This window comes from Magnetospira thiophila, assembly GCF_054657015.1.
Window position 1 is genome coordinate 533,731 of sequence record NZ_BAAHXF010000001.1, and the last position, 11,646, is coordinate 545,376.

General features: G+C 61.3%; 14 protein-coding genes and 1 tRNA gene. 4 read left to right on the forward strand and 11 right to left on the reverse strand.

All coding sequences use genetic code 11. From position 1 onward, the window contains the following. Positions 1-52 precede the first annotated feature (52 nt). From folE to ACYQ1P_RS02485, 3 genes are all read right to left on the reverse strand, one after another. Entirely contained in the window at positions 53-694 is a 642-nt protein-coding gene (folE, locus tag ACYQ1P_RS02475; protein ID WP_460018796.1) for a GTP cyclohydrolase I FolE, read from the reverse strand. A gap of 73 nt (positions 695-767) precedes the next feature. Further along, on the reverse strand, positions 768-1,160 hold the full coding sequence (gene apaG / locus ACYQ1P_RS02480; RefSeq protein WP_460020123.1) for a Co2+/Mg2+ efflux protein ApaG: 393 nt from the start codon (positions 1,158-1,160) through the stop codon (positions 768-770). Between the two features lie 72 nt (positions 1,161-1,232). Next, positions 1,233-2,180, reverse strand: coding sequence for a radical SAM protein (locus tag ACYQ1P_RS02485; protein ID WP_460018797.1), 948 nt, complete (start codon positions 2,178-2,180; stop codon positions 1,233-1,235). 139 nt (positions 2,181-2,319) lie between these two features. On the opposite strand from ACYQ1P_RS02485, the gene ACYQ1P_RS02490 reads away from it, so the two are divergent. Continuing rightward, positions 2,320-2,393: transfer RNA gene (locus tag ACYQ1P_RS02490), tRNA-Gly, on the forward strand. Positions 2,394-2,469: 76 nt separating this feature from the next. Here the strand turns inward: ACYQ1P_RS02490 and ACYQ1P_RS02495 are convergent. The 4 genes from ACYQ1P_RS02495 to purD form a co-directional block, all read right to left on the reverse strand. Further along, entirely contained in the window at positions 2,470-2,925 is a 456-nt protein-coding gene (locus ACYQ1P_RS02495; protein WP_460018798.1) for a putative toxin-antitoxin system toxin component, PIN family, read from the reverse strand. 6 nt (positions 2,926-2,931) lie between these two features. Continuing rightward, on the reverse strand, positions 2,932-3,174 hold the full coding sequence (locus ACYQ1P_RS02500) for an AbrB/MazE/SpoVT family DNA-binding domain-containing protein (protein WP_460018799.1): 243 nt from the start codon (positions 3,172-3,174) through the stop codon (positions 2,932-2,934). Between the two features lie 90 nt (positions 3,175-3,264). Continuing rightward, the gene (locus ACYQ1P_RS02505) at positions 3,265-3,801 is read right to left on the reverse strand and encodes a hypothetical protein (protein ID WP_460018800.1); all 537 of its coding nucleotides are present in this window, start codon (positions 3,799-3,801) and stop codon (positions 3,265-3,267) included. 4 nt (positions 3,802-3,805) lie between these two features. Then, positions 3,806-5,080, reverse strand: coding sequence for a phosphoribosylamine--glycine ligase (gene purD / locus ACYQ1P_RS02510; protein ID WP_460020124.1), 1,275 nt, complete (start codon positions 5,078-5,080; stop codon positions 3,806-3,808). 73 nt (positions 5,081-5,153) lie between these two features. Between purD and xseA the strand changes: the two genes are divergently transcribed. Both xseA and ACYQ1P_RS02520 read left to right on the forward strand, forming a co-directional pair. Continuing rightward, positions 5,154-6,566, forward strand: coding sequence for an exodeoxyribonuclease VII large subunit (gene xseA, locus ACYQ1P_RS02515; RefSeq protein ID WP_460018801.1), 1,413 nt, complete (start codon positions 5,154-5,156; stop codon positions 6,564-6,566). Continuing rightward, positions 6,566-7,375 carry a M23 family metallopeptidase gene (locus ACYQ1P_RS02520; RefSeq protein WP_460018802.1) on the forward strand — a complete coding sequence of 270 codons (810 nt, stop codon included), beginning with the start codon at positions 6,566-6,568 and terminating at the stop codon, positions 7,373-7,375. Before xseA ends, ACYQ1P_RS02520 begins: the two co-directional genes overlap by 1 nt. Here the strand turns inward: ACYQ1P_RS02520 and ACYQ1P_RS02525 are convergent. From ACYQ1P_RS02525 to ACYQ1P_RS02540, 4 genes are read right to left on the reverse strand one after another with little or no spacing between them, the layout of a single operon-like run. Then, positions 7,372-8,574 (reverse strand): sodium ion-translocating decarboxylase subunit beta, encoded by a 1,203-nt coding sequence (locus tag ACYQ1P_RS02525; protein ID WP_460018803.1) that lies wholly within the window; start codon positions 8,572-8,574, stop codon positions 7,372-7,374. The genes ACYQ1P_RS02520 and ACYQ1P_RS02525 overlap by 4 nt on opposite strands. Before the next feature lie 11 nt (positions 8,575-8,585). Further along, complete coding sequence (locus ACYQ1P_RS02530; RefSeq protein ID WP_460018804.1) at positions 8,586-8,969, reverse strand: acyl-CoA carboxylase biotin carboxyl carrier protein subunit; 384 nt, start codon at positions 8,967-8,969, stop codon at positions 8,586-8,588. Positions 8,970-8,986: 17 nt separating this feature from the next. Further along, on the reverse strand, positions 8,987-9,331 hold the full coding sequence (locus ACYQ1P_RS02535) for a hypothetical protein (RefSeq protein ID WP_460018805.1): 345 nt from the start codon (positions 9,329-9,331) through the stop codon (positions 8,987-8,989). Between the two features lie 10 nt (positions 9,332-9,341). Next, a complete protein-coding gene (locus ACYQ1P_RS02540; protein ID WP_460018806.1) occupies positions 9,342-10,895 on the reverse strand; it encodes an acyl-CoA carboxylase subunit beta in 1,554 nt (517 codons plus the stop codon). Between the two features lie 316 nt (positions 10,896-11,211). Here ACYQ1P_RS02540 and ACYQ1P_RS02545 point away from each other — a divergent pair, with 316 nt between their 5' ends. After that, entirely contained in the window at positions 11,212-11,616 is a 405-nt protein-coding gene (locus ACYQ1P_RS02545; protein WP_460018807.1) for a tellurite resistance TerB family protein, read from the forward strand. Positions 11,617-11,646: the final 30 nt, after the last annotated feature.

The following is an 11,646-nucleotide window of genomic DNA, read 5'->3' on the forward strand; positions in this document are numbered from 1 at the left end:
CCTTGCCGGGTCATCGTATCGCCCCGGCAAGATTATTTATACCACAAAAGTATTATGCGCAACCACTGCTGGACGGATTGCCGATCATTGCCAGGAATTCTTTGCGGGTACTGGGATTCTCGCGGAAAATGCCGAGCATGGTGCTGGTCACCATGGTCACGCCCGGTTTATGGACGCCGCGCGTGGTCATGCATTGGTGGGCCGCCTCGATGACCACGGCCACGCCCAAGGGCTGCAACACGTCGTTCAGGGTGTTGGCGATCTGGGCGGTCATCTTTTCCTGGATCTGCAAGCGCTTGGCATAGACCTCCAGGACCCGCGCCAGCTTGGAGATACCGACCACGCGTTTGTGCGGCATGTAGGCCACATGGGCGCGGCCGATGATCGGTACCATGTGATGCTCGCAATGGGACTCGAAGCGGATATCCTTGAGCAGGACCATCTCGTCGTAGCCGTCGGTCTCCTCGAAGGTGCGCTCCAGAATTTCCACCGGGTCCTGCTGATAACCGGCGAAGAACTCCTCATAAGCGCGAATCACCCGGCTCGGCGTGTCGAGCAACCCTTCCCGGGTCGGGTCATCGCCGGCCCAGCGCAACAGGGTCCGAACCGCCTGTTCGGCCTCGTCCCGGCTCGGCTTGGCCGCTGCGGAGGTTTCGGCTGGGGCCACGGGGGGTTTTGGGGTTGCTACGTTCACGGCACTCGTCCTTTTCATCTCATGATTCGCCTTTGTTATGTGGCGAGGGTTGACGGACTTTCAACCGGGCCGCTCAGTTAATGGTGACCACCTCGTGCGGACTGTCGAGGGAAAAGGCCGGAACGTTGGCCAGGAACAGCTCGCCGTTCTCGCATTCCATCTCGTAAGTGCCGACCATCAGGCCGGAGGCGGTCGCCAGGGGGGTGCCGCTGGTATATTCGAAGCTGTCGCCCGGTTCCAGCACCGGCTGCTCGCCGACCACGCCGGACCCGCGCACCTCCTGGCTGCGGCCCAGGGCATCGGTGATCTTCCAATGGCGGTTCAGCAACTGGACCGTCTGCGCGCCCTTGTTTTCGATGCGGATATGGTAGGCCCAGACATAGTGGTTCTCATCCGGCGAGGACTGGTCCTCCAGGTAATAGGATTCCACCTCGATCAAAATGTCGCGCGTGGTCTGGCTGTACATGCGCGGCGGCTCCGGCTTGTTGCTGTTGTGCAAGATATTAGAACCATGGGCGGGTTTGTCCAGTCACTCGCCCTAGCCGATGGAACAGGAGCCGCCACCGAGAACGCAGAATTTGGCGCAATGGGGATGGTTCAATGGCACATGGCGCGGCGCGTCGGCCAGCGTGGGGCCCATGTCGAAGCGCCGGTCATAGGGCAGCAGGGTACAGGGCACCACCACCGGGGTCGCCTCGCCCCGGCGCTTGACGACCATCCGCTGCTCGGCACACATCAGGGACTCCGGCTTGAGGCCGAGCACATCCCAGCAGCCGACGGTGATTTCCGGCACGTCTTGTTGTTCGTCCATTTCCGGAAACAGAATCAATTGCGCCGGGTCCTCGGCGTCGAGGACAAGTCCCAGGTGATCGAACAGGGCGGAAAATCCTCGGCGCAGCTCTTGCGGCGAATCTGACCAGCAGGTCCGCCCGGCGACGGTGAGGTGGAATCCCTCGGCAATCAGCCATTCCACTCCTTCGCGCATGCGCCGCCAGGAATGTTCGCCGCGCAGATGGTCGTGCTGCTCCGACTGGTGATGGTCGATGGAGATGCGCAGGGTCAGGGCCGCCCCGTGGCGGGCATGGAGCGCAAGGAGCGGCGCGCGGACCTTGAGCAGCGGCTTCATGGCGTTGGTCAGCACCAGACAGCGCAGGCCGCGCCCCAGGGCCTCTTCGAGCATGGCGCACAGATCGGGGTTCATGAACGGCTCGCCGCCGGTGAATCCGATTTCCTCCACCGGCAGGTTCTCGCGCGCGATTTCGTCCAGATAGGCCCGCACCTCGTCCAGGCTCAGATAGGCCAGCCGGTCATTCTTCGGGCTGGAGTCCACATAGCAGCCCGCACAGGACAGATTGCACAAGGACCCGGTATTGAACCACAAGGTCCGCAGGCGGGTCAGCGCCACCACGGCCCGCGGCTCGCCCTTGGCGGTCACCAGGGGATCGCAAAACTTGATTGGATCGAGATGACCTTTAACGGATGCCATGTGGAGACCTTGTTGCCCGGCTGCACGAGATATTAAAAGGCTTCAATAGCGGGCGTCAAAATCACAATTGCGTGGCTGCCCCGTGTCCGCGTCGCCCCCTTGCGCTCCCCCCGCGCATGGCTTATATCGGGGAGACATCGCGGGTGTAGTTCAATGGTAGAACATCAGCTTCCCAAGCTGAATACGAGGGTTCGATTCCCTTCACCCGCTCCAAATTCCCTATATTTTATCAGCATGTTACGAAAGTTTCTGGAATTTGTTGATTCCAGAAATCGAAATTGTGCCAGGGTTATTCGGGTTTTTTTTGGTTCAAGCCCGGCATGGTGTTGTCGTCGAAGTATTTCTTGAACGCGGCGGGGGTCAGAATCGGCACCTTGAAGTCGTCGGTCAGTTCCAGCAAATCCTTGTCGCCGGTAATCAAGGCGTCGGCCTCGGCGGCGATGGCCAGTGCCAGGAAGGGTCTGTCAGAAGGATCGCGGCAGTCAGGGACTTTCGTATTGGCTGATACGTTGACGGTTTCGCACCAGGGCAGATAGTCGCCGAGCAGCTCTTCCCTGTCCATATCCGTCAACTTGAACTTGGGGTAGGTCAGAACCCGAATCAGTTCCTCGGTGGTGTCTCGGCTAGCCAGGGGACGGACGGTATCCGACTGCCAGGCTTGGCGCAGCCACGCGACCGAGCCCTGATGGAACAACAGGGCCGAGAGCAGGACATTGGTATCGAAAACCAGACGCGGCGGAGTCATCCGAAATTACGAGCCCTTTGCCGTACGTATGGGCTGGCGGGACCAGTTGACGGCATCGGCCACGTCATCCTCGCTGATGCCCAGATCCGCCAGCTTGGAACGCACGGCGTCGGCCTTGTTCAACCGCACCGGGGTCAGCACGATGCGCCCGTTGTCTTCCGACACGTCGAAATATTCCGCCCCCTGACAATGGGTCAGCACAGATTTGGGCAGGGTCAGTTGGTTCTTGGACGTCAGCTTCGCAAGCATGGACGGTTTCCTATAGTAAGGATGTAAGGAAAAGATACTATTTCCGATGCTTCGTTTCAATGAATATCCCCTCCACGCTGACCCGTGCATTCAGTGCACGACCCGTTTGGCGGGTGGGGTCAGCGCGCCGTCGCCGACGGTGAGGGCCAGGTCCCATTCGGCCTTGACGGCGGTTTCCACGATCAGATGACACAGGGCGTGCAGCAGCCGCTCATCCAGATTGAGATTGAGCGACTTGCGGCCCAGGGTTTTCAGAGTCAGGGTCACCAGGCTCGCCCCCGTCGCCCGGACGCCCGCGCCGACCAACAAAGGCAGGCGCTTCGAGGTCTGCTTCGACGGCTGGCGCGGGGTGGTGAAATCGCTTTGCTGAAGGGCGTCATGGTGGCGCATGGACATCATGGCCTGACGGGCATCCTCGTTGACGACCCGCTTCAGGTCGGGAAAGATTTCCAGGCCCTTGAGCAGCACGCTCCACAGGCCCCGGACGAAGCGGCGGCTCATCCAGAACCGCATCTCCGTGCCGTCGGAGACCACGAGAATCAACTGCGCCCGATCCTCCAGCGGCACGTAGGACATGGAGATCTGATGCAACAGGCCTTGGGCCTCGGGGGGCGGTTTTTGTCCCACGCTGTCAGGTCCGGTTCAGCGCCCGCCACCCGATATCCCGGCGGCAGAACCCTTCCGGCCAATCAATCTTGTCCACGCAGGCATAGGCCCGTTGCTGGGCCTCGGCGACGTCCCGACCCAGGGCGGTGACGCCGAGCACCCGTCCGCCGTTGGCCAGCACACGGTCGCCGTCGGCCTTGGTCCCGGCATGGAAGATTTGCACATCATCCACTGCCCCGGCCTCTGCCAGCCCCTTGATTTCGGAGCCTTTCTGATAGGTGCCGGGATAGCCCTCGGTGGCCATCACCACAATCAGTGCCGCTTGGTCATGCCATTCCAACTGCAATTGGTCCAACCGGCCCTCGGCGCAGGCCAGCAGCATCTCCAGGGCATCGGATTTCAGCCGCATCATCATCGGCTGGCATTCAGGGTCGCCAAAACGCACATTGTATTCCAGCAGCTTCGGCACGCCGTCCTGGATCATCAGTCCGGCGAACAGCACCCCCTTGTAGGGCATCCCCTCGGCAGCCAGGCCAGCGACGGTGGGCTGGATGATGTCGCGCATGACCTGTTCCTGCAATTCCGGGGTCAGCACCGGGGCCGGGCTATAGGCTCCCATGCCGCCGGTATTGGGTCCCTCGTCGCCATCGAGAACCGCTTTGTGATCCTGGGCGGACACCAGGGGGAGCGCCGTCTTGCCATCGACCAGGGCGAAGAAGCTCACCTCCTCCCCGGTCAGAAATTCTTCGACCACCACCGAGTCTCCGGCCTTGCCGAACGAGCGTTCGGTCATGATGTGGTCGATCCCGGCAAAGGCCTCGTTGATATTGCGGCACAGAATGACCCCTTTGCCAGCGGCCAGGCCATCGGCCTTGATGACGATGGGCGCGCCATGGGCCCGAATGTATTCCTTGGCCGCGTCGCATTCATCGAAGCTGTCGTAATGGGCCGTGGGGATGTCGTATTTGGAACAGAGGTCTTTCATGAAAGCCTTGGAGCCCTCGATCCGCGCCGCCGCAGCGCTGGGACCGAAGGCCAGGATTCCGGCCTGCTCCAGTTTGTCGGCCAACCCGGCCACCAGGGGGGCCTCGGGGCCGATGACCACGAAGTCGACCTTGTTCTTGCGGGCAAAGCTCAACAGGCCGTTGACGTCCTCCGCGCCCACATCGATGCACTCGGCCACCTGCGCGATTCCGGCGTTGCCGGGGGCGCAGAACAGCCTGCCGCACTTCGGGGATTTGGCGATGGCCCAGCACAGGGCATGTTCGCGCCCGCCCGATCCGACGACCAACACCGTCAAGGCCTGATCCTTCATGGTGGATATTTCTCCTAGTTGTTGCCGTGCCCCATTCCTGCATGTTACGGAATTCCACATGAGGAACAATGAAGAAATAGGGGGCAACCTGCCCGTGCTCTCCGTCGCCGAGCTATCGGCGGCCCTGAAACGCACGGTGGAAGACACTTTTGCCCTGGTTCGGGTGCGTGGAGAAATTTCCGGATTCAAGCGTGCCGCCTCGGGTCATCTCTATATGGCGCTGAAGGATACAGAGGCGCTGATGGATGCGGTCTGCTGGCGTGGCACCGCTTCACGCCTCGCCCTGCGCCCAGAAGACGGCATGGAAGTCATCGCCACCGGTCGTCTGACCACCTATCCCGGACGCTCCAAATATCAGTTGGTCATCGAATCGCTGGAACTGGCTGGCGAGGGGGCGCTGCTCAAACTGCTGGAGGAACGCAAACGCAAACTGGCCGCCGAGGGTCTATTCGATGCCGCCACCAAGCAGCAGCCACCCTTCCTGCCCCGGGTCATCGGCGTGGTGACCTCCCCCACCGGCGCGGTCATCCGCGACATTCTGCACCGGCTGTCCGACCGCTTCCCCTGCCGGGTGGTGCTGTGGCCGGTACTGGTCCAAGGCGACGGGGCGGCGACGCAGATCGCCGAGGCCATCGCCGGGTTCAACAAACTGTCCGACGACGCGGAACCGCCGCGCCCGGACTTGATCATCGTCGCCCGGGGCGGTGGATCATTGGAAGACCTGATGGCATTTAACGAGGAAGCGGTGGTGCGCGCCGCCGCCGCCTCGGACATTCCGCTGATTTCCGCTGTGGGCCACGAGACCGACACGACGCTGATCGACTTCGCCGCCGATCTGCGCGCCCCGACGCCTACCGCCGCCGCCGAACTGGCGGTGCCGGTGCGCGGCGAGCTGTTGGCGCAGCTACTCGATGATGGCGGTCGTCTGGTGGCCGCTCTGACTCGATTTCTGGAGACCCGGGACACCCGTCTGGAGGGTTTGGCCCGGGGGCTGGTCGATCCGCGCCGCCGCATCGAGGAACTGGCCCAGCGGCTGGACGACAAGACCGAACGCCTGGACAACGGCCTGAAATCCTGGCTCGACCGCAAGGAGGCGGCGCTCTATCAATGGTCAGCCCGACTGCCCGACCCCCGGCCCCGGTTGGCCGAGGCCCAGGCCCGATTGGCTGGAGAGACGCGGGCCTTGCACGGTGCCGGTCGGGGCCTGTTGCGCGAGCCGGAAAGCTGGCTGGCCCATCTGGGCAAGCTGCTTGACAGCTACTCCTATCAAAAGGTTTTAGAACGGGGCTTCGCCCTGATCCGCGATGCCGAGGGCAAGGCCGTGACATCGGTCACTCAGGTCCAATCGGGACAGCCGCTGACCCTGACCCTGCGCGACGGCGACCTGGGCGCCGTGGCGACCGGCGGCACGCCGCCGAAGAAACCCAAGCGAGACATCCCTCCGAAGCGACAGCAGGGAGACCTGTTTTAATGCGTTATCTGCCTGCTCTCGTTTTTATCTGTTTGTTCCTGAATAACACAGCACGGGCCGAACCGAGCCTGGAAGGCCCTCTTACCCAAGGCGGCTTGGTGATCGGCCACACGGTGCCGGGGGCCAGGGTTGAGCAGGATGGACGCGCCGTGCGGGTGGCCCGGGACGGGCGGTTCCTCCTCGCCTTCGGACGCGATGCCGGACCGACCAGCCGCCTGGAGATCACCCTTCCCGATGGCCGCCAAACCCAACAAGTGCTTCAGGTATCGGCCCGCGACTGGGACATTCAACGGATTGACGGTCTTCCGCCGAGCAAGGTCACACCGCCGAAAATGGACTGGGACCGCATCAACGCCGAAGCGGGATTGATCAAACAGGTGCGCCAGAACGACCGCGATGAACCGCTATTTGAGTCGGGCTTTCAGTGGCCGGTACAGGGTCCCTTGAGCGGCATCTATGGCAGCCAGCGGATTTTGAACGGGAAGCCCAAAAACCCGCACAATGGAGTCGACATCGCCGCCCCGCGCGGCACCCCGGTGGCGGCCTGCGCCGATGGGGTGGTGGCCCTGGTCCATGACGACATGTTCTATACGGGCAAGACGGTGATGCTCGATCACGGCCACGGTCTGACCAGTGTCTATATCCATATGGACACGATCCAGGTGGTCGACGGCCAGCGTCTGGAAAAAGGGCAGATTCTGGGCACCGTTGGAGCCACCGGCCGGGCCACCGGCCCGCACCTGCATTGGGGGGTCAGCCTGTTCGCAACCCCGATAGACCCCAAATTGCTGGTCGGCGAGATGCCTTAACGCACCACCGAAATCAGAATACCGGCGAAGATGGCCGAGGTGATGACCCCGGAGATGCTGGCCCCCAGAGCATGGGGAAGCACCACCGAATCCGAGTTCACTTCAGCAACGATTTTCTGCGCGACCTTGGCGGTGGTCGGGACGCAGCTCACTCCGGCGATACCGATCACCGGATTGAACTTCTTGCCGGTGGCAAAATAGAGCACGTACCCCCCCAGAATGCCGCCGATCCCCGATACCGTCAGGGCGATGATCCCGAGCACCAGCAGAATCAGCACCTGAGGATTGAGGATGGTACTGGCTTCGCACAACACCCCCAGCAACAGTCCGAGGAAAAAGGTCGAGCCATAGAGAATGGGGCCGGAGAAGGTCTCGGCAAAGCGAGTCAGGCCGCTTTCGCGGACCACCACGCCGATGAACAGCGAAAAGAACAGCGGCGCCGCCACCGGAAACAGCAGGCACAGAATCACGCAGGTGACCACAGCGAAGATCAGCTTTTCCGTCGATTTGATGTCGCGAACCTTTTCCTCCGGCATCTTGAGCCCCCGGATATGGCGCGGCACCATCAATTTGATGAGCATCGGATAGCCGCCATAGGTCAGGCCCAGATACAGGTAGGCGACCACAGTAATGGGCACGAACAGATTGTCCGACAGCATCAGGGCGGTGAACAGAATCATCGGCCCGTCAGCCCCGCCAATCGTCGCCGTCGCCGCCGCATCGCCCAGCGGCAGCCCCCACCAGACGGCCAGCGGGAACACCACAACCGTGCCCAATTCCGCGCACAGCGCGAGGAACATGGAGGTGAACGGACGGGCCATTACAAACCCCACATCCAGCAACACACCGATGCCCATGAACACCAGACAGGCAATCAAACCGTTGGCGAAGGTGAAGGTATAGACCGGCTGCAACCAGTTGATTTGCAGAACGGTCATCAGTTTTTCCGTGTTATTGACCAATGGATCAAGAAACAAAGTGCCCTTCGTCCCATCGGCCAAAAACATCACCGAGGCATTGACCGTCGCCATGCCCAGGCCCATGGGAATCATCAACAGCGCCTCAAGGACCCCTTTGCGCCCCAGATAAATCAACAGCAGACCCAGGGCGATGAGAAAAATCCGCCCGAACAGGATGGCCGGCTCAGAGGCCGATAACGTGGCCAAGCCTTGAAAGACGGAGAGCAGGTCGATGTCCATGAGGGTTTGACCTAGGAAATGGTTACAAGGGGTTGGCCTGCGTCCACGGCATCGCCTGCAGCGACGGAAATTTCAGTAATTTTGCCTGACTTGTGCGCGGTCACTGCCGTTTTCATTTTCATCGCCTCGATGGTGCAGACGCGATCCCCCGCCGCGACCGTCTGACCGAGCGTGACCTCAATCGCCGAGACGACTCCGGCCAGCGGACTCAACTTGGCGTCGGGACCGGCATTGGCGGTCGGAGCGGCGGCCACTGGCGGCGGCGGTGCCGGCGGCGTGTCGAAGTTCGAGGAAATCATACCCGGGGACGGATACAGATTGCCCGGATCACTCAGGTCCTCGACCGTCACGTCATATTCGTGACCATCGACGGCAATTCGAAAATGCTTGACCATGGAATGCCTTACCCCTTCTAACGCCGAGTGGAATTGTTGCTGCTTGCGCGATGAATGTTATGCGATGTCTGATGCATGATCTTGCCCTCGGCGGACCAGGTTCCGCCACGCGGCGCATCACCGATATGCACGATGCGATGACTGCCCAGCATGGAATAGACCGCCGCCGCAATGGCCGCCACATGGGCCGCCGGGACGCCGTCTGCCACCCTCGGGGCCGGGGCCGCGGCCCGCACGACCGGGGCCCTTTTGGCGGTCCGCGACAACAAGACGACGATCCCCTTGACCAACACCGCCACGATCATCGAAATGATGATGGCCAGGCCGTACATCCACAGGGACTTATAGATGAGATCGCTCATGTCGTCTCCACTAGACCGGCATGTTGCCATGCTTCTTGGGCGGGCGCAGTTCCCGCTTGTTGAGAAGCTTGCGCAGGGACAGGGCCAGAACGCCCCGGGTCTCGGCCGGATTGATCACATCGGTGATGTAGCCTCGGGCCGCCGAAAGGTAGGGCGAGGCGAATTTTTCCCGATATTCCGTCGCCAGTTCGACCCGCTTGGCTTTCGGATCTTCGGCGTCTTTCAACTCGGTACGATACAGCACGTTCACCGCGCCCTCGGCCCCCATGACGGCGATTTCCGCCGACGGCCAGGCATAGACGAAATCCGCCCCCATTTCCTGTGAGCACATGGCCAGATACGACCCGCCATAGGCCTTGCGCAGGATGATGGTGATCTTGGGCATGGTCCCCGAGGCGTAGGCAAACAGCATCTTCGCGCCATGGCGGATGATGCCGCCGCGTTCCTGTTCGATGCCGGGCAGGAAACCGGGCACGTCGACCAGGGTCACCAGGGGAATATTGAAAATGTTGCAGGTGCGGATGAAGCGGCTTCCCTTGTCCGAGGCGTCGATGTCGAGCGCCCCGGCCTTTTCCATGGGGTTGTTGGCGACGATCCCGGTGACAATGCCGCTGATACGGGCAAAGCCGATGACCAGATTGCGCGCCCATCCGGCATGAATTTCCAGGAAACTGTCCTGATCCACCAGCCGCGCGATGATGGCGTAGATATCCGTCGGGTCCGAGGATTCCGCCGGGATCAAATCATTGATCAACGGGTCCTCGTCCAACGCCAGATCGCAGTAGGGTTGATGCGGCGGGTCCTCGGTATTGTTGGACGGCAGATAGCTGAGCAGCCGTTTGGCGATCTGCACCGCGTGGGCATCGTTCTCGGCCAGGAAATGCACATTGCCGCTGACCGTGGCGTGAACCATGGCGGCTCCCACGTCGGCCATGCTCACATCGCGCCCGGTCACCGCCTTGATGACCTGCGGCCCGGTGATGAACATATGGGCGTTTTCCCGGGTCATGATGATGAAATCCATCAGGGCCGGAGAATAGGACGCACCCCCGGCGCAGGGTCCGGCGATAATGGCGATCTGCGGCACGATGCCGGACAACAGGACGTTTTGATAGAACACATGCCCATAGCCGGACAGGGAATCCACGCCTTCCTGGATTCGCGCCCCGCCGGAATCCTTGAACGCCACCACGGGGATGCCGTTCTTGCGGGCATATTTCATGATCTCGACGATCTTCATGGCATGCGCCATACCCAGGGTCCCGGCCATGGCCATGAAATCCTGACTGACCCCGCAGACCTGACGCCCTTCCACATATCCGGTCCCGACGATGACGCCATCGGTCGGGATCTCCTTGTCGGCCATGCCGAAATTCACCGCCTGATGGCGGGCGTGCAGCCCCACTTCCTGGAACGTATGTTCGGCAAACAGCGCGGTCAGACGCTCTCGCGCCGTCATCAATCCCTTTTCATGCCGTTGCTGAACCTTTTCCGGTCCGCCGCTGTCGAGGGAAGCCTTCCGGTGGGCGTCCAACGCCTCCAGCAACTTTTTCGAAATCGCCATCTGCCACCTTCCCCTAGCCCAGACTCCAGGGAAGACCCTAATCCGAAAAATGCTGACTGTGAATGCCCATATAATTCTTTTCCAGCATGTAGTAATTAACCGATTAATATTCCATTTACTTTATATATTTCTAATATATAGAATATTCATTACAATATTTCAAAAGCCTAGCTTTTTTCCGCATTTTCCGTTCCCGCCGTTTTCCGGTGCCGAAAACCGCCCCTTCGTGTTCTGACAAACGGTTGCCAAGATCCCGCCGACAGGCTTTAATGGGGATCGTAATAATATTTCAAGAATGCAAGGGGAATGCCCGACCATGATCACCCACCACGACGCCCTGGTTTATTGCATGGTGTTGATGTCCGCCGCCGATAACGACATGACCGACAGCGAACTGCGCATTATCGGCGATATCGTCAACTCGCTTCCGGTGTTCGCCGATTATGACACCGAGCGTCTGACCGTCACCGCCTCCCAATGTGCCGACCTGTTGGTGGACGAGGATGGCCTGGACCGGGCGCTGGACATGGTCTATGCGGCGCTCCCGGAGCGGCTGCGCGAGACCGCCTACGCCCTGGCCCTCGACGTGGCAGCAGCGGACGGTGCCGTGCATCCGGAGGAAATGCGCATGCTCGAACTGATCCGTCACCGGCTGGAGATCGACCGGTTGATCGCCGCCGCCCTGGAGCGCGGCGCACGGGCTCATTTCGCCACCCTCTGAAACAATTCCCCGTTCAACGGAGTGCCTGTC

Excerpts from the sequence above, each read along its gene's own strand:
- ACYQ1P_RS02520 (WP_460018802.1), top strand. The coding sequence starts at position 6,566 with ATGCGTTATCTGCCTGCTCTCGTTTTTATCTGTTTGTTCCTGAATAAC.
- ACYQ1P_RS02530 (WP_460018804.1), bottom strand. The coding sequence starts at position 8,969 with ATGGTCAAGCATTTTCGAATTGCCGTCGATGGTCACGAATATGACGTG.
- ACYQ1P_RS02525 (WP_460018803.1), bottom strand. The coding sequence starts at position 8,574 with ATGGACATCGACCTGCTCTCCGTCTTTCAAGGCTTGGCCACGTTATCG.
- xseA (WP_460018801.1), top strand. The coding sequence starts at position 5,154 with ATGAGGAACAATGAAGAAATAGGGGGCAACCTGCCCGTGCTCTCCGTC.
- ACYQ1P_RS02540 (WP_460018806.1), bottom strand. The coding sequence starts at position 10,895 with ATGGCGATTTCGAAAAAGTTGCTGGAGGCGTTGGACGCCCACCGGAAG.
- ACYQ1P_RS02485 (WP_460018797.1), bottom strand. The coding sequence starts at position 2,180 with ATGGCATCCGTTAAAGGTCATCTCGATCCAATCAAGTTTTGCGATCCC.
- apaG (WP_460020123.1), bottom strand. The coding sequence starts at position 1,160 with ATGTACAGCCAGACCACGCGCGACATTTTGATCGAGGTGGAATCCTAT.
- ACYQ1P_RS02545 (WP_460018807.1), top strand. The coding sequence starts at position 11,212 with ATGATCACCCACCACGACGCCCTGGTTTATTGCATGGTGTTGATGTCC.
- ACYQ1P_RS02535 (WP_460018805.1), bottom strand. The coding sequence starts at position 9,331 with ATGAGCGATCTCATCTATAAGTCCCTGTGGATGTACGGCCTGGCCATC.
- ACYQ1P_RS02495 (WP_460018798.1), bottom strand. The coding sequence starts at position 2,925 with ATGACTCCGCCGCGTCTGGTTTTCGATACCAATGTCCTGCTCTCGGCC.
- ACYQ1P_RS02500 (WP_460018799.1), bottom strand. The coding sequence starts at position 3,174 with ATGCTTGCGAAGCTGACGTCCAAGAACCAACTGACCCTGCCCAAATCT.